We start from the raw sequence: 20,271 nt of genomic DNA on the forward strand, positions 1-20,271 counted from the left end.
GAGAGCGTCAGGCGGGAGAACCCGGGTCGTGCTTCCCGAGACCGCGCTGGGCGACGATCAGCTCGGTGTCGGTGCCGGTCTGCCCCGCCGGCTCGGCGGGGGCGACGTTGCCGCCCTTCGGCGACCGGCGCAGACCGATCTCGACGCGGTGCGCAGTGTACGACAGGGCGAGGCACATCGCGACGTAGATGACGCTGGCGACCATCGCGGCGGGGATCAGCGGCGACCCGTACTCGCCGTTCGATCCCAGCAGACGTGCGAAGTACAGGAGTTCGGGGTAGGTGATGATGAAGCCGAGGGCGGTGTCTTTCAACGTCACCACGAGCTGGGCGATGATCACGGGCAGCATGGCGCGGATCGCCTGCGGAAGCAGGATCAGGCGCATCACGCCGGCCTTGCGCAGCCCCACGGCGTACCCGGCCTCGCTCTGGCCGCGCGGCAGCGCCTCGACGCCCGCGCGGATGACCTCGGACAGGACCGAGCCGTTGTAGAGGATCAGCGCGATGACGACGGCCCAGTACGACGACATCTTGATACCGACGACGGGCAGGCCGTAGTACAGCAACAGCATGAAGACGAGGACGGGGACGGCGCGGAGCAGTTCGACGACCCACCCGACCGGAAGGCGCACCCAGCGGTGGTCGGACATGCGGCCGATGGCGAGGATAAATCCGAGGACGAGCGCGCCGACGGCCGCGACGGCGAACGCCGCGAGAGTCGCCAGCGTCGCCTGACCGAATCGCTCCCAGATCGCGCTGTAGCTGAAGACGTTCCACTTCGCCGCCGAGAACTGGCCGGTGTCGATGAAGCGCCACACGACGAAGCCGATGACGGCGGCGACGAAGACGAGCGTGATCACGCCGAGGATGCGGTTGCGCAGCTGCGCGCGGGGACCCGGCACGTCATAGAGGACGGAGGAACTCATCGGGCGACCTTCCACTTCTTCTCGGCGGCGTTCTGCAGCCCAGCGAGCAGCAGGACGAGGATGACGAAGACCGCCATCACGAGGAGGATGGTGACGAGCTGGTTCTCGCCGTTCTCACTCATCGTCGCTCGGATGTTTCCGAGGTTGACCACCGAGAATCCGGCGGCGACGGTGGTGTTCTTGAGCAGGGCGATGAAGACGCTCATCATCGGCGGGATGACCGAGCGGGTCGCCTGGGGCAGCACGACGAGCGTCATGACCTGACCGAAACCGAGGCCGAGCGCGCGAGCCGCCTCCGCCTGGCCGACGGGGACGGTGTTGATGCCGGCGCGCAGGGTCTCGGCCACATAGGTCGCGGTGTAGATGCCGAGGCCGCACACGGCCAGCGTCAAGAAGCTGCCGCGCGGGACGTCGATCAGCAGCGGGACGCAGAACGCGAAGAAGAACAGCACCAGCGTGAGCGGGGTGTTGCGGATCCAGTTCACGTAGACCGCGCCGACCGCGCGCGCGATGGGCACGGGCGACACGCGCATGGCGGCCACGATGAAGCCGAGCACGAGCGCGATCAGGCCGCCGCCCAAGAAGAGCACGACCGTCCCCCAGAGCGCCTGCGCCCACAGGTCGGGGTAGTCGAAGATCTGGTTCACCGTACGCTGTCCGTTTCTCTCTCGTCGTCCTCGTCGGGCGGTGCGGACGGCGCGGTGTGCGCCGCCCGCACCGGGAGATCAGCTGACGGGGTCGACCGCCGGCTGCTCGCCCTTGACGCCCGAGGCGCCGAGGTTCTTCTCGAAGATGGCCTCCCAGGTGGGACCGCCATCGGTGAACATGGTGTTCACGAACTCCTGGAAGGCGGTGTCGCCCTTGGCGATGCCGACGCCGTAGCGCTCCTCGCTGAAGGGCTCGCCCGCGATCTTGAGGTTGTCGGGGTCCTGCGCGGCGTAGCCGAGGAGGATCGCCTCGTCGGTGGTCACCGCGTCGACCTCGCCGTTCTTCAGCTTCTCGACGCACTGCGAGTAGGTGTCGAACTCGACGACCTTGGCCGGCGTCTGCTCGCGGATCCGCTGGATCGGCGTCGAGCCGGTCACCGAGCACACGGTGGTCTCGGCCGTGAGCGAGTCCTTGCCCGTGATGGTGTCGTTGTCGGCGGCCACGAGCAGGCCCTGACCGGTCAGGAAGTAGGGACCGGCGAAGGAGATCTGGTCCTTGCGCTTGTCGGTGATCGAGTAGGTCCCGACGTAGTAGTCGATGTCGCCGTTGATGATGGCCTGCTCGCGGTTCGCCGAGGCGATGGCCTTGTACTCCACCTTCGAGGTGTCGGCCGGGTCGTACCCGAGGGACGCGGCGATCCAGCGCGCGACGTCGACGTCGAAGCCCTTGCGCTCGCCCGTCACGGGGTCGAGGTAGCCGAGGCCGGGCTGGTCTTCCTTCACACCGACCACGATCTTGCCGGCCGAGGTGATCTTCTCGAACGTGGGGCTGCCGTCGATCTTGACGTCGGTGGCGACCGCGCCGTAGACGGGGGCGTCGGAGCCGCTGCCGCCGTCGGAACCGGGTGCTGCGCCCGGGGTGCCGCTGTTGCAGGCCGTCAGGGCCAGCAGGCCGGCGGCGACGATGCTCGCGCCGGCGAGAAAACGAGTTTTACGCATGTGATGTCTCCTTGGTTACGTGTGCTGTGCGGATAGGGGTCGTCGGTGACGGCGCGCGAGATCGACCGGGGGGAACGGTGCGTATGCGGTCGGCGGAAGAACCTCCTCGTTCATCGCCGTCAGGGGAAAGCCTCAGTGCGTGATGAGCTTCGAGAGGAAGTCCTTGGCACGGTCGGACTCGGGGCGGGTGAAGAACTGCTCGGGCGTCGCCTGCTCGACGATCTGCCCGTCGGCCATGAACACCACGCGGTTCGCGGCCTTGCGCGCGAAGCCCATCTCGTGGGTGACGACGATCATCGTCATGCCGTCCTTGGCGAGGCCGACCATGACGTCGAGCACCTCGTTGATCATCTCGGGGTCGAGAGCCGAAGTCGGCTCGTCGAAGAGCATGACCTTGGGCTTCATCGCCAGCGCACGGGCGATCGCCACACGCTGCTGCTGTCCACCCGAGAGCTGGGAGGGGAGCTTGTCGGCCTGGTGCCCGACGCCCACGCGATCCAGGAGCGCACGCGCCTCTTTCTCGGCATCCGCCTTCTTCATCTTGCGGACCTTGATGGGCCCGAGCGTGACGTTCTCGAGGATCGTCAGGTGTGCGAAGAGGTTGAACGACTGGAACACCATGCCGACGTCGGCACGCAGTTCGGCCAGGCCCTTCCCCTCTTTGGGAAGCTCCTTGCCGTCGATCGTGATCGACCCGCTCGTGATGGTCTCGAGACGGTTGATGGTGCGGCACAGCGTCGACTTGCCGGAACCCGACGGGCCGATGACGACGACGACCTCGCCGCGGTCGACGGTGAGGTCGATGTCTTTCAGAGCCTGGAACTGCCCATAATGCTTCTGGACGTCGGAGACGACGACCAAGGGCTCGGTCTTCGGGGGAACGGATGCCATGTCTTCACCCTATGAGGATGCTGGGCGCCCGACCACATTCCTGCGCACGCCTTAACCGTTCTGTAACAGCAGGGGTCAGCGTGCTCGCTGCGCGAAAGCCGTCTCGTAGAGGCAGACGCTCGCCGCGGTGGCCAGGTTGAGGGACTCGGCGCGACCGTAGATCGGCAGGCGCAGAGCGAGGTCCGCCTGAGCCAGGGCGGACTCGTCGAGACCGCGGGCCTCATTACCGAACAGCCAGGCCGTCGGCTCCGACAGAAGCTCTCGGGATGCCAAGAAATCGGTGCCCTCGACATCGGCGGCGACGATGCGCAACCCCGCCTCGTGAGCGCGGGCGACGACGTCCGCCAGCTCGAGATCGACCGCGATCGGCAGGTGGAACAGCGAGCCGGTGGTCGAGCGTACGACCTTGGGGTTGTAGGGGTCGACGGTCCGGCCGGTCAGGATCACGGCGTCGGCTCCCGCGGCATCCGCGGCTCGGATGATCGTGCCCAGATTGCCGGGATCACGCACTTCCTCGCAGATCGCGACCAGGCGAGGCTCCCCTGCCAGGATGTCCTTCAGCGCGGTGGGCGCCTGCCTCGCCACCGCGACGATGCCCTGCGGCGTGACGGTGTCGGCCATGGCGTCCAGAACCGCTTCGGTGGTGACCTGCAGGTCGACACCCGCCTGCTCGGCGGCATCGCGCACGTCGGTGTGTTTGTCGAGAGCGGCAGATGTCGCGTACACCTCGAGCACTGTCTCGGGCGCCCAGGCGAGCGCCTCGCGAGCGGCTTGCGGACCTTCAAGCAGGAACAGGCCTGTCTCCTGGCGGGCAGCGCGCTTGCTGAGCTTCGCCACGGCGCGCACCCGGGGCGAACGGGGGTTCTCGAGCACGACCCCAGTGTATGGCGCAGACGGAATGCTTTCCCCACGCCGCGCGAACGACTCGTGGGAACGACGAAACGGGCGCCCTCCGAAGAGGACGCCCGTTTCGAGAAGACGTGTCTTACGCGGTCTTCGCAGCGTTGACGTCGGTCGGCAGCGCGGCCTTCGCGGTCGCGACAAGCGACGCGAACACGGCGGGCTCGTTCACGGCGAGCTCGGCGAGCATGCGACGGTCGACCTGCACACCCGCGAGGCCGAGGCCCTGGATGAAGCGGTTGTACGTCATGCCGTTCGCGCGCGAAGCGGCGTTGATGCGCTGGATCCACAGACGACGGAAGTCGCCCTTGCGCTTGCGACGGTCACGGTACGCGTAGACCAGGGAGTGGGTGACCTGCTCCTTGGCCTTGCGGTACAGGCGCGAACGCTGACCGCGGTAACCGGACGCGCGCTCCAGGATGACGCGACGCTTCTTGTGGGCGTTTACTGCCCGCTTGACTCTAGCCATTTCTCATTCTTCCTAACGTGCGTCGGCGCTCAGAGGCCGAGGAGCTTCTTGGCGACCTTGGAGTCACCCTTGGCCAGGACCTGCTCCTGGTTGAGGCGACGGGTGCGCTTGGAGGCCTTGCCCTCGAGGTTGTGGCGCATGCCGGCCTGCTGCTTCATGAGCTTGCCGCTACCGGTGAGCTTGAAGCGCTTCTTGGCGCCCGAGTGGGTCTTCTGCTTCGGCATCTGTCTTCCTTCGTTGGGGTTCCCGCCGGAGCGGGAGTCGGGGAGCTTTACTCGGCGGACGCCGGAGCAGCTTCGTCTGTGGGTGCCGAGTCGCCTCGAGCGGCGCTACGCGCGGCTTCACGGTTCGCCGTGCGCTGCGCGTTCTGCTCGGTCTTGACCTCGGACTTGTTCTTGTGAGGGGCGACCACCATCACCATGTTGCGGCCGTCGATCGTGGGGTTCGACTCGACCGTGCCGAACTCGGCGACGTCTTCGGCGAACTTGCGGAGCAGACGGACACCCTGCTCGGGACGCGACTGCTCGCGACCACGGAACAAGATCATGGCCTTCACCTTGTCGCCCGCCTGGAGGAAGCCCTCGGCGCGCTTGAGCTTGGTGATGTAGTCGTGAGCCTCGATCTTCAGACGGAACCGGACCTCTTTGAGGACGGTGTTCGCCTGGTTACGACGCGTCTCTTTGGCCTTCTGAGCGGCCTCGTACTTGAACTTGCCGTAGTCCATGATCTTGACCACGGGCGGCTTCGAGCTCGGCGCGACCTCGACCAAGTCGAGGTCCGCTTCCTGGGCCAGGCGCAGCGCAGCTTCGATTCGGACGATGCCGACCTGCTCGCCGTTGGGTCCGACGAGACGGACCTCCGGGACTCGGATGCGCTCGTTGGTGCGGGGATCGCTGATGCGGAACTCCTCTTTCATACGGGTGGTGGCCGCCGCGATCCATCGGAATCGCGGGCGAAGAGGAGAGACACGCCACCCGGCACGGTGCTTTCAGCACCGGCTTCTGCACCCAGGCAACCCCGTGGGAAACGGAGCGGAGTGCGGGAACCCGGTAGCCTGGAGCGGCAAGCGCGGGTGGGATGTGATCCTCTTTCGTACGGAGTGAAACACTCCGAAGCCCGCCATAGTCTAGCAGAGAGATTCACGTGGACACGATCCCCTCCGACCAGCCCGCCCACGACCAGGGCACACACCGCCACGGAGCCGAAGACGAGCGCCTCGCCCGCTGGGAGGAACAGGAGCGCGCCGCGTCTTCCGCCACCCGTGACATCGCGGACGTACCGGCTGTCGAGGTCATCACCACGGCCGCCGTGCACCTCATGAGCGCCGCCGCCGTGAAGACCGGACTCGCCGACGACCCCGGCCAGCAACTCGACCTCGACGAAGCCCGCAAGCTCATCAACGCCCTCGCCGGCCTCATCACCGCCGGAGCTCCCGAGATCAGCGACATGCACGCCCGCTCCCTGCGCGATGGCCTGCGGTCGCTGCAGTTGGCTTTCCGCGAGGCGTCGACGATCCAGGACCCGATCGGCAAGGGCCCGGGCGAGAAGTGGACGGGGCCCGTCACGTAAGTCTGTCGCTTTGGGGTACCGGGCTTTGTGATGCCCCCTTCCCAAGGCTAGGGCGGGGCCCCTTCCCCGATTGCCTTGGGAAGGGGGCATCACTGCGCGCGGTGCCGCAGGCCACCTCTTCCGTGACACCCGCGGGGTATGGGAGCGGGCGACGCCTCGGCTGCTGTCACGAGCACAGGGGATGTCACGAGGACAGGGGTCCGGACGCCGGGGTGGCCTGTTCTCGACGCACCGTCCTGTTCTGGTGACGGTGCTGGGGTCAGGACTCGGTGCTGCGGTGGAGCTTGACCGTCAGGGAGTCGACGAGGACAGCGATCCGATCGTCCGCCGACCAGCGTCTCGCCAGACGCGCCAGCGTGGCATCCAGTTCCTCCTGCTCGAGGCCGGACATGAGCTGCAGGTGCACGACGAGTTCAGGCCCGCGCAGACGCCCGGTCGGGTCTCCCGACTCGACGGCGAGATCGAGGACGGCCAGCTCTCCGGCGATGCTCTCGTGAAGCCCGGTGAAGATCGAGGGCGAGGTGTGCGCGGGCTCCCAGGGCTCGCCCTGAGCGATCGCCCACACGGCCGGACGGCGGATGACGAACTCCGTCTCTGACGCGGGATCGACGACGATGAGTTCGGTGTCCTCCGATGCCGCCGCCAGCGCCGTGCGCCGTCCGTCGGCGGGCACCGGCCGTGCGGTGGTATCCCACGTCTGCAGAGCCGTCACCGAGGTGAAGACCGGGAGCACTTTGCGACCGTCGGGCGCGGCTACCGTCACGATCGACAGTTCCTGGGTCTTGTCGACCTCGAGGCCGTGCGCTCCGATGCCGTGGTCGCCCTTCTCCGCCACCAACGGAATGAGCAAGCGCGCGTCGCGATACGCGTCGACGACGGAGCGGGCATCGCCCTCGCCCGTGCGGAACGCCAGGAGAGCCGCCAGCAGCGCCGGATCGGCGGATCCGTCGTCCCCCGAGTGGGGGTTGGCCGAGAAGCTCCGGCCCTCCCACGGGACGCCTGCGGAATCCGCGTGAGCGCCGTGGGCGTGGCCGTGCGGATCGTCAGTGTCCGGCGACATCCAGCGCCTCGGCCAGGGTGAACTGGCCCGCGTAGAGCGCCTTGCCGACGATCGCGCCCTCGACACCGAGCGGGACGAGCTCGCGCAGGGCCGCGATGTCGTCGAGGCTCGAGACGCCGCCCGAGGCGACGATCGGCTTGGGGGTGCGCTGCGTCATCTCGCGCAGCAGCTCGATGTTGGGGCCGCGGAGAGTGCCGTCCTTCGTGACGTCGGTGACGACGTATCGGCTGCAACCGGCGTCTTCGAGGCGCTCGAGCACCGTCCACAGGTCGCCGCCGTCGCGGGTCCAGCCGCGCGCGGCGAGGGTCGTGCCCCGCACGTCGAGACCGACCGCGATCGCCTCCCCGTAGCGGTTGATGACGTCGGCGGCCCACTCGGGGTTCTCGAGGGCCGCGGTGCCGAGGTTGATACGGCTCGCGCCGCTCTCGAGAGCCGCCTCGAGGGAACGGTCGTCGCGGATGCCGCCGGACAGCTCGACCTGCACGCCCTTGACCTGCTTGATCACTTTGCGCATGACGCTGGCGTTGCTGCCGCGACCGAAGGCGGCGTCGAGGTCCACGAGGTGGATCCACTGCGCGCCCTGCCGGGCGAAGTCCGCGGCGGCGTCGACGGGGTCGCCGTAGCTGGTCTCTGTACCGGCCTCACCCTGGGTCAGACGGACGGCCTTGCCGTCGGCGACGTCGACCGCGGGAAGCAGCACAAGTTCGGGCGTGGACGCGAAATCGTTCATGGCTCCTCGCACCCTTCGGCGCATCTCGCCGAGCCGGGGCACGAGGTCACACAGTAGTCGTGCGCAGCCCGTCGATCCAATTGGCGAGCAGACGGATGCCGGCTTCGCCCGACTTCTCCGGGTGGAACTGGGTGGCCGACAGGGGGCCGTTCTCGACGGCCGCCAGGAACGGCGCCCCGTACGTGCACCAGGTCAGAACGGGTTGGGGGAACGGCGGGGCGACCTCGAGCGACCAGTCCTGCGCCGCGTACGAGTGCACGAAGTAGAACCGCTCCTTCTCGAGGCCGTCGAACAGGCGTGACCCGTCACCGGGTGCCACGGTGTTCCAGCCCATGTGCGGGAGCACCGGCGCCTCGAGCTCCGCGACGGTTCCGGGCCACTCCCCCAGGCCGGGGGTGTCGGCGCCGCGCTCGATACCGCGCGCGAACATGACCTGCATGCCCACGCAGATACCCAGCACGGGGCGACCGCCCGCCAGACGGCGATCGATGATCTCGCCGCCCCGGCTGTCGTTCAACGCGCCCATGACCGCACCGAACGCGCCGACGCCGGGGACCAGCAGCCCGTCGGCGTCGAGCAGCAGAGAACGGTCGGAAGTCAGCCGCGCGTCGGCTCCCGCCTCGATGAGCGCCTTGACCGCGGAGTGGACGTTGCCCGAACCGTAATCGAAGACGGCGACGACGGGTCTCCGCGTCACAATGCGCCCTTGGTGCTCGGGATGCCGTCGACGAGGGGGTCGAGAGCCTTGGCCCGACGGAAGGCACGCGCGAGCGCCTTGTACTCGGCTTCGGCGATGTGGTGGGGGTCGCGCCCACCCAGAACACGGACGTGGACGGTCAGCCCGGCGTGGATGGAGAGCGCCTCGAACGAGTGACGAACGAGCGACCCGGTGAAGTGACCGCCGATGAGGTGGTGCTCGAAGCCCGTGGGCTCGCCGGTGTGCACGAGGTAGGGACGACCGCTGATGTCGACCACAGCCTGCGCGAGTGCCTCGTCGAGCGGCACGAGAGCGTCGCCGTAGCGCGCGATACCGGACTTGTCGCCGAGCGCCTGGCGGATGGCCTGTCCGAGCACGATCGAGGTGTCTTCGACCGTGTGGTGGGCGTCGATGTGGGTGTCACCCGTGGAGCGGACGCGCAGGTCGGTCAGGGAGTGCTTCGCGAACGCGGTGAGCATGTGGTCGAAGAACGGCACGGTCGTCGAGATGTCGCTGACGCCTCGACCGTCGAGGTCGAGCTCGAGCTCGACGCGGGACTCGCTCGTCTCCCGGGTGATCGAAGCGGTACGGGGCGAGGCGGGGCCGGTCATGATCGCGATCCTACCGAGGCGAGCGCGTCGAGGAATGCGGTGGTCTCGTCGGCCGTTCCCGCGGTCACGCGGAGGTGGTGGGCGATGCCGACGTCTCGAATCAGGACACCCCGGTCGTAAAGCGCCTTCCAGGTGGCTGCCGGATCGTCGACACCGCCGAACAGGACGAAGTTGGTCCACGACTCGTGGGCCGTATAGCCCAGCGCCGACACCGTCGCCGAGATGCGGTCGCGTTGCGCCACGATGTCGTCGACCATCGACAGCATCGTCTCGGCGTGGCTGAGAGCCGCGGTCGCCGCCGCCTGCGTGAGAGCACTCAGGTGGTAGGGAAGACGGACGAGGCGGAGAGCGTCGACCAGCGCGGGGTCGGCCGCGAGGTAGCCCACCCGGGCGCCGGCGAAGGCGAAGGCCTTGCTCATGGTGCGCGAGACGACCAGCCGCGGGCGGTCAGGGAGCAGAGAAACCGCCGACGGCTCGTCCCGCGGGGCGAACTCCTCGTACGCCTCATCGACGATCACGATGCCGTCGGTGGCGTCGTACACCGCCTCCACCACATCGAGGCGCAGAGGCGTTCCCGTCGGATTGTTCGGCGCACAGAGGAAGACGACGTCGGGCCGCTGCTCGCGCACCTGCGCCGCAGCTGACGCGGGCGAGAGGGTGAAGTCGTGCTCCCGTTCCCCGGTGACCCAGCGCGCACCCGTGGCGCGCGTGAGGATCGGGTACATGGAATAGGTGGGAGCGAAGCCCATCGCCGTACGGCCGGGGCCACCGAAGGCCTGCAAGATGTGCTGGAGCACTTCGTTCGAGCCGTTGGCCGCCCAGATCTGTTCGGGGTTCAGGCCGTGTCCGAGATATCCCGCAAAGGCCTCGCGCAGTCCGGTGAACTCGCGGTCGGGGTACCGGTTGACGTCCCGAAGCGCCCGAGCGACGGCGTCCAGGATGTCGTCAGCCACCTCGGACGGAACAGGATGCGTGTTCTCGTTCACGTTGAGCGCCACGGGCAGTGCAGCCTGCGGGGCTCCGTACGGGGTCATACCCCGCAGATCGTCGCGAAGAGGAAGGTCGTCGAGGCGTACGGTCACCTCACCCATCGTAGGCGTCGAGCGGAGTCGAGGCGCACGAGCCGCGACCCGCCGTTCAGGCCGCGGGGGCGTACTCGGCGGGGATCGCGATGCGCTGACCCGCTGACACCGAGCCGCCGGGCAGAGCGTTGAGGCGCGTGATCTCTGCCACCACGTCGCGCGGGTCGGCGGAGGGGGCCACGTCTTCGGCGATGGACCACAGGGTCTCGCCGCTCATGACGGTGATCTCGGTGAACGAACCGGCGGGAGCGCCGGCGTCGCCGGAGGCGAGGGCGGATCCGCCACCGACGATCGCCACGGAGAGCACGGCGACGATCGGGAGGGAGATAAGGAACGCCACGACACGGCGGCCGCGCGCGGTGATGCGCAGGCGAGTAGACGGGGCGGTGAGGGCGATGCTGCTCATGATGTGCTCCTTGGTGGGGAGAGATTCGCACCCCACCCTCGGCCGGGAGGGCGGTGGTGCGAATCTGTATTCCGAATCTATATTCGAACCTGTTCGAGTGTCAAGACCTCGTGTATCGCAGACGAATCGAACGCGACACGCGTGGGCCTCCGTGTCAATCGGGTCGTCGACCGGATACGGTTTCGACACGGAGACCTCATCACCAACCTCCGACATTCGAATTTCCGCCGTGGTTTGCGCGGCGCGAGGGGAGCACAGATGACCGACGCGACGACCGCCGCCGGCCGCGAACGGCCGCAGACCCGGCGGCGCAAGAATCTCAGCGACAAGCAGCTGGCGATCCTCGAAGTGATCCAGCGATCCATCGCGCGGCACGGGTATCCGCCGAGCATGCGCGAGATCGGCGACGCGGTCGGGCTCAAGTCGCTCTCGAGCGTCACCCACCAGCTCAACCAGCTAGAGCTCAGCGGCTACCTTCGCCGCGACCCCGGCAAGACGCGCGCGATGGAGGTGCTCATCGACCTCCCCGGCGCCGCCGCGGAGAACCCCGCCGACGCCGCTCCCGCCCTCGGCGACGCCGCCCTGGTGCCCCTCGTCGGTCGTATCGCAGCCGGCGTGCCCATCACGGCCGACCAGCAGGTCGAGGAGATCTTCCCCCTCCCGCGCCAGCTCGTCGGCAAGGGGGAACTGTTCATGCTCAAGGTCTCGGGCGAGTCGATGATCGACGCGGCCATCTGCGACGGCGACTGGGTCGTCATCCGGTCGCAGGCCACGGCCGAGAACGGCGAGATCGTCGCCGCCATGCTCGACGGCGAGGCGACGGTCAAGACCTTCCGTCGGCGCGACGGCCACACGTGGCTGCTCCCCCGCAACAGCGCGTTCGAGCCGATCCTCGGCGACGAGGCCGTCGTCCTCGGTCGTGTCGTCGCGGTGCTGCGTACCGTCTGAGCCCGACGACTCGAGGCCGGATGCGAACCCAAAGGTGGCATCCGGCCTCTTCCGTTCCACGCGGGTGGATGTCGTAGGCCCTGCCTAGGCTGGGGTCATGGCTGACACCCTCCCCTACGGTTCCTGGCCCTCCCCGATCACGCCCGAGTCCGTCGCGCAGGCGTCACCGCGCGTCGACGGGGCTCGGCTCGTGGGCGACGAGATCTGGTGGGGCGAGTCCCTCCCCCACGAAGCCGGTCGTGTCGCGGTGAAGCGTCGCCGGGCCGACGGCTCCGTAGAGACGGTTCTCCCCGCACCCGCCAACGCCCGCTCCGCCGTCCACGAGTACGGCGGCGGTGCGTGGACCGCGTCCGACGATGGCGAGCTGTACTACGTCGAGAAGACCGACCAACGCGTGTGGGCGCTTCGCCCGGGCGGGACCGCGCGACCCCTCACTCCCGCCGACGACGCCGTACGCCACGGCGGCCTCCGCTGGGAGCACGGGGTGCTCCTCGCCGTCCGCGAGACACACGGTGCGTCCCGCGTGCCGCGCCGCGAGATCGTGCGCATCCCGCTCGACGGCGCGACGGAGGTGCTCGCCGAGGGCAGCGACTTCCTCGCGCAGCCCGCCCTCTCCCCCGACGGCCGTCGTCTGGCCTGGATCGTGTGGAACCACCCCGACATGCCGTGGGACGCCACGACCCTCCGTGTCGCCGACCTCGAAACGGGGGTCATCCTCGACGTGGCCGGCGGGGAACGACGCGCACCGCTGCAGCCCGTCTGGATCGCGGACGACGAGCTGCTCTACGCCGACGACCCCGAGGGTCGCTGGAACCTCTTCCGCCGTCCTCTCGATGGCGACGCCCAGCCCCTCGCCCCGGCCGATGCCGACACCGGCGGAGGCCTGTGGGTGCTCGGCACCCGCTGGTTCGGCGCAGCCGCCGACGGACGCGTCGTCGCGGTCCGCACGAACGGGGCAGACGAGATCGTCGAGATCGCCCCCAGCGGCGTGCGCCCGATCGACGTGCCCGTCGTCGCGGGGGCCGCGATCGACGACGTCCGAGGCTCGCGCGTCCTCGTCTCGGGGTCCGATGCCCGCGGACGCTCGGGGCTCTGGCTCGTCGACCTCGACTCCGGCGCGGTGGAACTCGTCACCGGCGGTTCCGGCTCGTGGGGAGACGAATGGATGCCGGCAGCCCGCGCCCTGTCCACCGACGGACCCCATGGCCCGGTGCACGCCTTCGCCTACGCCCCCACCAACCCCGGCGTCGCGCCGGCCGCGGGCGAGCGCCCGCCCTACGTCGTACTCGTCCACGGCGGACCCACCTCGCACGTGGGCCCCGCCCCCTCGGCGAAGACGGCGTTCTTCACCAGTCGCGGTATCGGCGTCCTCGACGTCAACTACGGCGGCTCGACCGGGTACGGCCGCGCGTACCGAGACCGGCTGAGGGGCCAGTGGGGCGTGGTCGACGTCGACGACGTGGCGGCCGCCGCATCCGCCCTCGCCGAGGCGGGGCTCGCCGACCCTGATCGTCTCGCCATCGCGGGTGGCTCGGCGGGCGGCTGGACGGTGCTGGCTGCCGTGACCCGCACCGACGTGTTCTCGGCCGGCATCTCGCGCTACGGCGTCGGAGACGCCCGGGCCCTGGCGGAGGACACGCACGACTTCGAGGCCCGCTACCTCGATGGCCTCATCGGGCCCCTGCCCGAGGCCGAGGCGGTGTACCTCGAGCGCTCGCCCCTGGGGCGCCCGGAGCTCTTCCGTGTACCCCTGCTCATCCTGCAGGGCTCGGAAGACCGGGTGGTCCCGCCGTCGCAGGCCGAGGCCATCCGCGATGCTCTGACCGCACACGGCGTGCCGCACGCCTACGTCCGCTACGAGGGCGAGGGCCACGGGTTCCGACGGTCCGAGACGGTGATCGACTCGCTCGAGCGCGAACTCGGCTTCCTCGGCGCGGTGTTCGGCTTCGAGACACCGGGCACTCCGGCGCTCGAGCTCGGCTGAGTCCGCGCGGGACGCAACGGACGCAGACGCCGCTGCACGCGGAGCGGCCCCGCGTCCGAGAGGACCCACCGCTCCCCCGGGAGAGGCGACGGGCCCCCGCGCCTACGCGCAGGGGCCCGTGACGCCGCCTCGGGTCAGGCTCCGAATGCCGCAAGCTCCGCCGCGAGACGAGCGCCCACGTGCGCGTGCAGGAACGTTCCGCTCTCGCGGTGCTCCTGCGCCACGATGAGTCCGCTCTCGTGGACGGCTGAGACGAGGTCGCCACGGTCGTAGGGAACGACCGCCTGCACCTCGACCGCCGGCAGCGGAAGGGCGTCCTCGATCGCGGCGCGGAGCTCGTCGATGCCCTCACCCGTCCGCGAGGAGACGAACTTCGCGTTCGGCGCGAGCCCCCGCAGCACGAGGCGGTCGTCTTCGCCGACGAGGTCGGCCTTGTTGAAGACGACGATCTCCTGACCGAAGTTCGCATCGACGTCGCCCATCACGTCGCGCACCGTCATGAGCTGTGCGGCCGGGTCGGGGTGCGAGGCATCGACGACGTGCAAGATGACGTCGGCGTCGCCGACCTCCTCGAGCGTGGAACGGAACGCCTCGACGAGCTGGTGCGGGAGGTTCCGCACGAAACCGACCGTGTCGGTCAGCGTGTACACGCGGCCGTCGCTCGTCTCGGAGCGGCGGACCGTGGCATCCAGCGTCGCGAACAGGGCGTTCTCGACCAGGACACCGGCGCTCGTGAGGCGGTTCAGCAGGCTCGACTTACCGGCGTTCGTGTACCCGGCGATGGCCACCGACGGGATGGTGTGCCGCTTTCGCTCGGCGCGCTTGGCCTCGCGAGCGGGAGCGAAGTCGCGCAGCTGCTTGCGCAGCAGCGCCATCTTCGTGCGGATGCGGCGGCGGTCAAGCTCGATCTTCGTCTCACCGGGTCCGCGTGAGCCCATACCGGCACCGCCGGCGCCGACCTGTCCACCGGCCTGACGCGACATCGAGTCACCCCACCCGCGCAGACGCGGGAGCAGGTACTCGAGCTGCGCGAGCTCGACCTGAGCCTTACCCTCGCGGCTCTTGGCGTGCTGACTGAAGATGTCGAGGATCACCGTCGTGCGGTCGATCACTTTGACCTTGACGACGTCTTCGAGGGCGCGCCGCTGGCTCGGGGCGAGCTCCGTGTCGGCGATCACGGTGTCGGCACCGACGGCGGCGACGATGTCGCGCAGCTCCGCCGCCTTGCCGCGTCCGACATAGGTCGCCGGGTCCGGATGCGGCCGGCGCTGCAGCACACCGTCGAGCACCACGGCACCGGCCGTCTCTGCCAGAGCCGACAGCTCGCGCAGGGAGTTCTCGGCATCCGCCTGCTCGCCCTGAGGGTGCACGCCGACGAGCACGACGTTCTCGAGGCGCAGCTGCCGGTACTCGACCTCGGTGACATCTTCGAGCTCTGTGGACAGACCTGCGACGCGGCGCAGCGCCGCACGTTCCTCGCGATCCCACTGATCGCCGTCGGAGTCGCCGCCGTAGGCCGTGGTGACGTCCTGGAGCGCTTGAGCGGCGCCGAAGACCCGGACCCCGCGGTGCGCTTCGGCGCGCGAGAGCACGCGGTCCACCGGATCCACCGGAGACGCGTCGGTGCTCGGGGGTGTGGTCTGTTCGGTCATGGGTTCCTTTCGTTCGCGGTGTTCCCGCGTGTTCTGGCACTTTATCCGTCCCCGCGGTGCGGCGGACGGTCGGATATCCTGGCGTGATGGGGAGCGAGCACTACTTCAGCGCGTCGCCGTCGAGTCCCGAGCAGCTCCGCCACCTCCGCGTGACGCTGGCCGGTCGAGAGCTCGAGGTGGTCACGGCCGGCGGCGTCTTCAGTCCCGACCATGTGGATGCCGGCACATCGGTGCTGCTCGCGAACACCCCGCCCCCTCCCGCCGGCGGGCACTTCCTCGACCTGGGGTGCGGGTGGGGTCCGATCTCGCTGTCTCTGGCGCTCGCCTCACCGCACGCGACCGTCTGGGCGGTCGACGTCAACGAGCGTGCCCTCGATCTCGTGAGACGCAACGCCGATTCGCTCGGCCTCGACAACATCAACGCCGTTCGGCCCGAGGATGTTCCCGACGACGTCTCGTTCCGCACCATCCGATCCAACCCGCCGATCCGCGTCGGCAAGTCCGAGCTGCACGGCATGCTGCGGCACTGGATCCCGCGCCTCTCGGAGCGCAGCGACGGCTGGTTCGTCGTGCAGCGCAACCTGGGCTCCGATTCGCTGCAGCGCTGGCTGGCCGCGACCTTCCCCGACGGCTACGGCGTACAGCGCGCCGCCACCGGCCGGGGCTTCCGTGTGCTGCGCGTCCGCAAGCACGGCTCGCCGCCGAGCGAGCTCATCGACGTCGTCTCCTGACGGCGCGGCGACCCGGCTCGCCGAGACCGGATGCCAAGATCACGCCTCTCACGCGAGACCACCCGAGCACGCGAGCCCGGGTCGTATCCCCTCGCGCCCATCGCGCCTGCCCAGGACAGGGCGGCGCGCCTCAGGCCAGCGCGACCTCGCCCGTGAAGACCAGCGACGCGGGACCCGACAGGTAGACGCGACCCTCGGCCACGCGCACACCCAGCGTGCCGCCCGGGGTATCGACCACCCAGGAGTCGGGTGCGGCCGCCCCGGCCCAGTGGCGCACGGCCAGAGCCGCCGCGGCCACGCCCGTACCGCAGCTCAGCGTCTCGCCCACACCGCGCTCGAACACGCGCAAGCGGATCGCCCCGACCCCGTCGCGCACGAGCGGGTCGGCGGGGACGACGAACTCGACGTTCGCGCCGTGACGGGGCGCCGGGTCGAGCACCGGCTGATAGGCGAGATCGAGACCCTCGAGTTCGGCGTCCGACGAAAGGGCGACCACGACGTGCGGATTGCCCACGTCGATACCCACCCCCGGTCGCGCGACCGGCAGACCCTTGGCGCGCACGAGGGTCTCATCGCCCTCGATCGCGTAGATGCCCAGGTCGACCTCGTAGCCGCGGTCGCTGCGTGTCAAGGTCTTCACTCCCGCGCGTGTGCCGATGCGCAGGCCCCCGTCGAGCGAGGCGAGACCGGTGTCGCTCAGGTAGCGCGCGAACACGCGAGTTCCGTTGCCGCACATCTCCGCCTTCGATCCGTCGGCGTTGCGGTAGTCCATGAACCACTCGACACCCGCGGCAGCGGCATCCGCCCCCTCGTCGATCGCGGCGCACCGCACGACGCGCAACAGGCCGTCGGCCCCGATACCGAAGTGACGATCGCAGAGCACGGCGATCTGCGCGTCCGAGAGGTCGAGTTCGCCATCGGGGTCGGCCACCACCACGAAGTCGTTGCCGGTGCCGTGGCCCTTGGTGAACGCGAGAGTCGCCATGCGCCCAGTCTAGGGAGGGGGCGCCGTCCGTTCGTCGCTCAGGCCGAGGGCGACGGCCCGCCCGGCCCGTCGACGACGAGCCGCTTGCCGGTCGCCCACGTGTCGAAAGGCTCGTAGCCGAGCGTGTCGTAGAAGCCGCGTGCGCCGGCGTTGTCAGGACGCACCATGAGCTGCACCTTGGGGCAGCCCATCGACTCGAGCAGCCGCTCCGCCTCGGCGACGAGGATGCGGCCGATCCCGCGCCCGCGGTGTGAGGCCGCGGCCGCGAGGTAGTACAGCCAGCCACGGTGGCCGTCGTAGCCGGCCATCACACTGCCGACGACCCGGCCGTCGTCGACGGCCACGAGGAAGAGCTCGGGCTGGACAGCGAGCTTGCGGCGGATATCGGCGCGCGGATCGTTCCAGGGCCGCGTGAGACCCGCCTCTTCCCAGAGCGCCACGACGACGTCCTCGTCCGTCGGCGCGAACGCACGGATGTCGATCGTCACGGTTCCTCCCCCGGTCGGGATGCCAGGTGGCCGGCATCCACCGCCCGCGCATCCACCCACCGGGCCGTGTCGTACCGCCGGAACCACGACACCTGGCGACGCGCGTAACGCCGCGTGAGCGCCTGGGTCTCGGCGACGGCCTCGTCGCGGGTCAGCTCGCCCCGCAACTGCCCGAGGGCCTGCGCGTAGCCGATAGCCCGCCCCGCGGTCGCGCCGCGCTCGAGGCCCTGCGCGCGCAGCTGCGCGACCTCGTCGACGAGCCCGTCCGCCCACATGCGCTCGACGCGCGCGTCGAGCAGCGGAACGAGCTCCTCGCGGTCGAGGGCGGTGGCCACGATCCGGGTGTCCGGATGCCAGAACTCCGGCGCCTCGGGAAGGGCACCGCCGTGCGTCTCGCTACCCTGCGCCAGTACCTCGAGGGCGCGGACGACCCGGCGGCCGTTGCGCGGATCGATGCGCTCGGCGGCCGCGGGGTCGGCCTCACGGAGACGAGCGAACAGCACACCCGCACCGTGTCGCTCGAGCTCGTCCTCGAGTTCGGCGCGCAGCTTCTCGTCGCGCGGCGGGAAGCGGAAGTCCCACAGCACGCTCGAGACGTACAGTCCCGAGCCGCCGACGAGGATCACGTCAGCTCCCCGCCGGTGGATCTCGCGGATCGCGGTGCGCGCGGCATCCTGATACCAAGCCACCGCGGCCTCGTCGGTGACCGCAAGGGCGTCGAAAAGATGATGCGGGATGCCACGACGCTCGGACTCGGGGAGTTTGGCGGTGCCGATGTCCATGCCGCGATACAGCTGCATCGCGTCGGCGTTGACGATCTCGACCGGCCGACCGCCGGCCGCCAGAGCCTCGGCGAGATCGAGCGAGAGCCCGGTCTTGCCCGTGCCCGTCGCACCGACGACGGCCCACAGGACCGGCGCGGTCACACGCCGACGCGGAGGGTGGGAAGGCCCAGCGACACCGCGCGCGGGGCACCGCTCTCGCCCGCCGGCGCCGGGATGCCGCAGGACTCGGCCTGCGACCGATCCCACGCGTCGCCCGCGCGCGTCCGGCGAATGCGCAGCGGTGCTCCGTCGGGCGCATCGGCGAGCAGATGGAAGGGCGCCGCGTGCGTCACCGTGACGGACACCACGTCGCCAGGGCGCGGGAGCGGCGAGCCCTCCGGCAGCTCGAAGTGCACCAGGCGGTTGTCTTCGGCTCGGCCGGTGAGACGGTGGGTCGAGGCGTCCTTCTTGCCCTCGCCGGCAGAGACGAGCACCTCGAGCGTGCGGCCGAGCTGCTTCTGGTTCTCTTCGGCGGCGATGCGGTCCTGCAGCGCGAGCAGACGCTCGTAACGCTCCTGCACGACCGCCTTCGGCACCTGATCGGCCATGGTGGCCGCGGGAGTGCCCTCGCGGATGGAGTACTGGAACGTGAAGGCGCTCGAGAAGCGCGCGGCCTCGACGACTCGAAGCGTCTCTTGGAAGTCCTCCTCGGTCTCACCGGGGAAGCCGACGATGATGTCGGTCGTGATGGCCGCGTTCGGGATGCGCTCACGTACACGGTCCAGAATGCCGAGGAACTTCTCGCTACGGTACGACCGGCGCATCGCCTTGAGGATGCGGTCCGAGCCCGACTGCAACGGCATGTGCAGCTGCGGCATGACCGCGGGGGTCTCTGCCATCGCCGCGATCACGTCGTCGGTGAAGGCAGCCGGGTGAGGACTCGTGAAGCGGATGCGCTCGAGGCCCTCGATCTCGCCCGCCGCACGCAGGAGCTTGCCGAACGCCAGACGGTCGCCGAACTCCACGCCGTAGGAGTTGACATTCTGCCCCAGCAGGGTGACCTCGATGGCGCCATCGTCCACGAGCAGGCGGATCTCGTTCAGGATGTCGCCGGGGCGACGGTCCTTCTCTTTGCCGCGCAGGCTCGGCACGATGCAGAACGTGCAGGTGTTGTTGCAGCCCACCGAGATCGACACCCACCCGCTGTGAACGGAATCGCGCTTCGTCGGCAGCGTCGACGGGAAGATCTCGAGCGACTCCAGGATCTCGAGCTCGGCTTCGCCGTTGTGACGGGCGCGTTCGAGCATGCCGGGGAGCGAGCCCATGTTGTGCGTACCGAACACCACGTCGACCCAGGGGGCCTTCTGCTGAACCGCGTCCTTGTCCATCTGGGCGAGGCAGCCGCCGACGGCGATCTGCATCCCGGCGTGCGCGTCCTTGCGTGATTTGAGGTGGCCCAGCGTTCCGTAGAGCTTGCCGGCGGCGTTGTCACGCACCGCGCAGGTGTTGATCACCACGACGTCGGCTTCCGTGCCGGCATCCGCTCGGACATACCCGGCGCTCTCGAGCGAGCCCGAGAGCCGCTCCGAATCGTGCACGTTCATCTGGCAGCCGAACGTACGGACTTCGTAGGTGCGCGGACCGTCGACGCCGTGAGCGGCGATGGACGGCGCGATCAGCGTCGGGGTCGAGACAGGGGTGGTCATGATGCGAGCAAGTCTAAACGCCGCCCC

At 69.4% G+C, this 20,271-nt stretch carries 23 protein-coding genes; 4 read left to right on the forward strand and 19 right to left on the reverse strand.

All coding sequences use genetic code 11. The annotated features are described in order from the left end of the window. Positions 1-7: 7 nt before the first annotated feature. The 8 genes from AB6V29_RS11265 to infC all read right to left on the reverse strand — a co-directional run bounded on the left by AB6V29_RS11265 (position 8) and on the right by infC (position 5,747). Positions 8-925 (reverse strand): amino acid ABC transporter permease, encoded by a 918-nt coding sequence (locus tag AB6V29_RS11265; RefSeq protein ID WP_210071855.1) that lies wholly within the window; start codon positions 923-925, stop codon positions 8-10. Next, positions 922-1,572, reverse strand: a complete 651-nt coding sequence (locus AB6V29_RS11270; RefSeq protein ID WP_267786646.1) for an amino acid ABC transporter permease — start codon at positions 1,570-1,572, stop codon at positions 922-924. Before AB6V29_RS11270 ends, AB6V29_RS11265 begins: the two co-directional genes overlap by 4 nt. 78 nt (positions 1,573-1,650) lie before the next feature. Continuing rightward, the gene (locus AB6V29_RS11275; protein WP_369358694.1) at positions 1,651-2,571 is read right to left on the reverse strand and encodes a glutamate ABC transporter substrate-binding protein; all 921 of its coding nucleotides are present in this window, start codon (positions 2,569-2,571) and stop codon (positions 1,651-1,653) included. Between the two features lie 132 nt (positions 2,572-2,703). Beyond that, entirely contained in the window at positions 2,704-3,432 is a 729-nt protein-coding gene (locus AB6V29_RS11280) for an amino acid ABC transporter ATP-binding protein (RefSeq protein WP_369358869.1), read from the reverse strand. A 105-nt stretch (positions 3,433-3,537) separates the two neighbouring features. Next, entirely contained in the window at positions 3,538-4,335 is a 798-nt protein-coding gene (locus AB6V29_RS11285) for an RNA methyltransferase (RefSeq protein ID WP_210071858.1), read from the reverse strand. Positions 4,336-4,447: 112 nt separating this feature from the next. Next, positions 4,448-4,831 (reverse strand): 50S ribosomal protein L20, encoded by a 384-nt coding sequence (gene rplT, locus AB6V29_RS11290; RefSeq protein ID WP_056227445.1) that lies wholly within the window; start codon positions 4,829-4,831, stop codon positions 4,448-4,450. A gap of 29 nt (positions 4,832-4,860) precedes the next feature. Then, complete coding sequence (rpmI, locus tag AB6V29_RS11295; protein ID WP_013583375.1) at positions 4,861-5,055, reverse strand: 50S ribosomal protein L35; 195 nt, start codon at positions 5,053-5,055, stop codon at positions 4,861-4,863. 47 nt (positions 5,056-5,102) lie between these two features. After that, positions 5,103-5,747 (reverse strand): translation initiation factor IF-3, encoded by a 645-nt coding sequence (gene infC, locus AB6V29_RS11300; RefSeq protein WP_144782047.1) that lies wholly within the window; start codon positions 5,745-5,747, stop codon positions 5,103-5,105. Between the two features lie 236 nt (positions 5,748-5,983). Between infC and AB6V29_RS11305 the strand changes: the two genes are divergently transcribed. Next, the gene (locus tag AB6V29_RS11305; protein ID WP_267789384.1) at positions 5,984-6,400 is read left to right on the forward strand and encodes a DUF1844 domain-containing protein; all 417 of its coding nucleotides are present in this window, start codon (positions 5,984-5,986) and stop codon (positions 6,398-6,400) included. 259 nt (positions 6,401-6,659) lie between these two features. On the opposite strand, the gene AB6V29_RS11310 is transcribed toward AB6V29_RS11305, so the two are convergent. From AB6V29_RS11310 to AB6V29_RS11335, 6 genes are read right to left on the reverse strand one after another with little or no spacing between them, the layout of a single operon-like run. Beyond that, a complete protein-coding gene (locus tag AB6V29_RS11310; RefSeq protein ID WP_369358698.1) occupies positions 6,660-7,460 on the reverse strand; it encodes an SseB family protein in 801 nt (266 codons plus the stop codon). After that, positions 7,444-8,190 carry a bifunctional 1-(5-phosphoribosyl)-5-((5-phosphoribosylamino)methylideneamino)imidazole-4-carboxamide isomerase/phosphoribosylanthranilate isomerase PriA gene (gene priA / locus AB6V29_RS11315; protein WP_210071861.1) on the reverse strand — a complete coding sequence of 249 codons (747 nt, stop codon included), beginning with the start codon at positions 8,188-8,190 and terminating at the stop codon, positions 7,444-7,446. The genes AB6V29_RS11310 and priA overlap by 17 nt, the downstream gene beginning before the upstream one ends. 46 nt (positions 8,191-8,236) lie before the next feature. Next, the gene (hisH, locus tag AB6V29_RS11320) at positions 8,237-8,887 is read right to left on the reverse strand and encodes an imidazole glycerol phosphate synthase subunit HisH (protein WP_210071862.1); all 651 of its coding nucleotides are present in this window, start codon (positions 8,885-8,887) and stop codon (positions 8,237-8,239) included. Beyond that, the gene (hisB, locus tag AB6V29_RS11325; RefSeq protein ID WP_369358702.1) at positions 8,884-9,498 is read right to left on the reverse strand and encodes an imidazoleglycerol-phosphate dehydratase HisB; all 615 of its coding nucleotides are present in this window, start codon (positions 9,496-9,498) and stop codon (positions 8,884-8,886) included. The genes hisH and hisB overlap by 4 nt, the downstream gene beginning before the upstream one ends. Further along, entirely contained in the window at positions 9,495-10,589 is a 1,095-nt protein-coding gene (locus AB6V29_RS11330; protein WP_369358705.1) for a histidinol-phosphate transaminase, read from the reverse strand. Before AB6V29_RS11330 ends, hisB begins: the two co-directional genes overlap by 4 nt. A gap of 46 nt (positions 10,590-10,635) precedes the next feature. After that, a complete protein-coding gene (locus AB6V29_RS11335; RefSeq protein WP_307459666.1) occupies positions 10,636-10,986 on the reverse strand; it encodes a LysM peptidoglycan-binding domain-containing protein in 351 nt (116 codons plus the stop codon). Between the two features lie 258 nt (positions 10,987-11,244). Here AB6V29_RS11335 and lexA point away from each other — a divergent pair, with 258 nt between their 5' ends. Beyond that, complete coding sequence (gene lexA, locus AB6V29_RS11340; protein WP_210071866.1) at positions 11,245-11,934, forward strand: transcriptional repressor LexA; 690 nt, start codon at positions 11,245-11,247, stop codon at positions 11,932-11,934. A 97-nt stretch (positions 11,935-12,031) separates the two neighbouring features. Beyond that, positions 12,032-13,918 (forward strand): prolyl oligopeptidase family serine peptidase, encoded by a 1,887-nt coding sequence (locus AB6V29_RS11345; RefSeq protein WP_369358708.1) that lies wholly within the window; start codon positions 12,032-12,034, stop codon positions 13,916-13,918. A 134-nt stretch (positions 13,919-14,052) separates the two neighbouring features. On the opposite strand, the gene hflX is transcribed toward AB6V29_RS11345, so the two are convergent. Further along, complete coding sequence (hflX, locus tag AB6V29_RS11350) at positions 14,053-15,570, reverse strand: GTPase HflX (RefSeq protein WP_210071868.1); 1,518 nt, start codon at positions 15,568-15,570, stop codon at positions 14,053-14,055. A gap of 86 nt (positions 15,571-15,656) precedes the next feature. On the opposite strand from hflX, the gene AB6V29_RS11355 reads away from it, so the two are divergent. Continuing rightward, positions 15,657-16,301: a class I SAM-dependent methyltransferase gene (locus AB6V29_RS11355; protein WP_210071869.1), complete on the forward strand. Its 645-nt coding sequence runs from the start codon at positions 15,657-15,659 to the stop codon at positions 16,299-16,301. A gap of 130 nt (positions 16,302-16,431) precedes the next feature. On the opposite strand, the gene dapF is transcribed toward AB6V29_RS11355, so the two are convergent. The 4 genes from dapF to miaB are packed head-to-tail and all read right to left on the reverse strand — an operon-like array spanning position 16,432 to position 20,244. Next, positions 16,432-17,286, reverse strand: a complete 855-nt coding sequence (gene dapF / locus AB6V29_RS11360) for a diaminopimelate epimerase (protein ID WP_369358712.1) — start codon at positions 17,284-17,286, stop codon at positions 16,432-16,434. A 38-nt stretch (positions 17,287-17,324) separates the two neighbouring features. After that, on the reverse strand, positions 17,325-17,774 hold the full coding sequence (locus tag AB6V29_RS11365; RefSeq protein WP_369358714.1) for a GNAT family acetyltransferase: 450 nt from the start codon (positions 17,772-17,774) through the stop codon (positions 17,325-17,327). Further along, positions 17,771-18,700 carry a tRNA (adenosine(37)-N6)-dimethylallyltransferase MiaA gene (miaA, locus tag AB6V29_RS11370; protein ID WP_307316035.1) on the reverse strand — a complete coding sequence of 310 codons (930 nt, stop codon included), beginning with the start codon at positions 18,698-18,700 and terminating at the stop codon, positions 17,771-17,773. Before miaA ends, AB6V29_RS11365 begins: the two co-directional genes overlap by 4 nt. Next, positions 18,697-20,244, reverse strand: coding sequence for a tRNA (N6-isopentenyl adenosine(37)-C2)-methylthiotransferase MiaB (gene miaB / locus AB6V29_RS11375; RefSeq protein ID WP_210071873.1), 1,548 nt, complete (start codon positions 20,242-20,244; stop codon positions 18,697-18,699). The genes miaA and miaB overlap by 4 nt, the downstream gene beginning before the upstream one ends. Positions 20,245-20,271: the final 27 nt, after the last annotated feature.

Source organism: Microbacterium sp. 20-116 (genome assembly GCF_041079415.1).
Lineage (GTDB): Bacteria > Actinomycetota > Actinomycetes > Actinomycetales > Microbacteriaceae > Microbacterium.

What these genes read in the sequence shown, in the direction of transcription:
- AB6V29_RS11265 (WP_210071855.1), bottom strand. Translation starts at nt 925, where the DNA reads ATGAGTTCCTCCGTCCTCTATGACGTGCCGGGTCCCCGCGCGCAGCTG.
- AB6V29_RS11275 (WP_369358694.1), bottom strand. Translation starts at nt 2,571, where the DNA reads ATGCGTAAAACTCGTTTTCTCGCCGGCGCGAGCATCGTCGCCGCCGGC.
- rplT (WP_056227445.1), bottom strand. Translation starts at nt 4,831, where the DNA reads ATGGCTAGAGTCAAGCGGGCAGTAAACGCCCACAAGAAGCGTCGCGTC.
- rpmI (WP_013583375.1), bottom strand. Translation starts at nt 5,055, where the DNA reads ATGCCGAAGCAGAAGACCCACTCGGGCGCCAAGAAGCGCTTCAAGCTC.
- infC (WP_144782047.1), bottom strand. Translation starts at nt 5,747, where the DNA reads ATGAAAGAGGAGTTCCGCATCAGCGATCCCCGCACCAACGAGCGCATC.
- AB6V29_RS11310 (WP_369358698.1), bottom strand. Translation starts at nt 7,460, where the DNA reads ATGTCGCCGGACACTGACGATCCGCACGGCCACGCCCACGGCGCTCAC.
- priA (WP_210071861.1), bottom strand. Translation starts at nt 8,190, where the DNA reads ATGAACGATTTCGCGTCCACGCCCGAACTTGTGCTGCTTCCCGCGGTC.
- hisB (WP_369358702.1), bottom strand. Translation starts at nt 9,498, where the DNA reads ATGACCGGCCCCGCCTCGCCCCGTACCGCTTCGATCACCCGGGAGACG.
- AB6V29_RS11330 (WP_369358705.1), bottom strand. Translation starts at nt 10,589, where the DNA reads ATGGGTGAGGTGACCGTACGCCTCGACGACCTTCCTCTTCGCGACGAT.
- AB6V29_RS11335 (WP_307459666.1), bottom strand. Translation starts at nt 10,986, where the DNA reads ATGAGCAGCATCGCCCTCACCGCCCCGTCTACTCGCCTGCGCATCACC.
- lexA (WP_210071866.1), top strand. Translation starts at nt 11,245, where the DNA reads ATGACCGACGCGACGACCGCCGCCGGCCGCGAACGGCCGCAGACCCGG.
- AB6V29_RS11345 (WP_369358708.1), top strand. Translation starts at nt 12,032, where the DNA reads ATGGCTGACACCCTCCCCTACGGTTCCTGGCCCTCCCCGATCACGCCC.
- hflX (WP_210071868.1), bottom strand. Translation starts at nt 15,570, where the DNA reads ATGACCGAACAGACCACACCCCCGAGCACCGACGCGTCTCCGGTGGAT.
- AB6V29_RS11355 (WP_210071869.1), top strand. Translation starts at nt 15,657, where the DNA reads ATGGGGAGCGAGCACTACTTCAGCGCGTCGCCGTCGAGTCCCGAGCAG.
- dapF (WP_369358712.1), bottom strand. Translation starts at nt 17,286, where the DNA reads ATGGCGACTCTCGCGTTCACCAAGGGCCACGGCACCGGCAACGACTTC.
- miaB (WP_210071873.1), bottom strand. Translation starts at nt 20,244, where the DNA reads ATGACCACCCCTGTCTCGACCCCGACGCTGATCGCGCCGTCCATCGCC.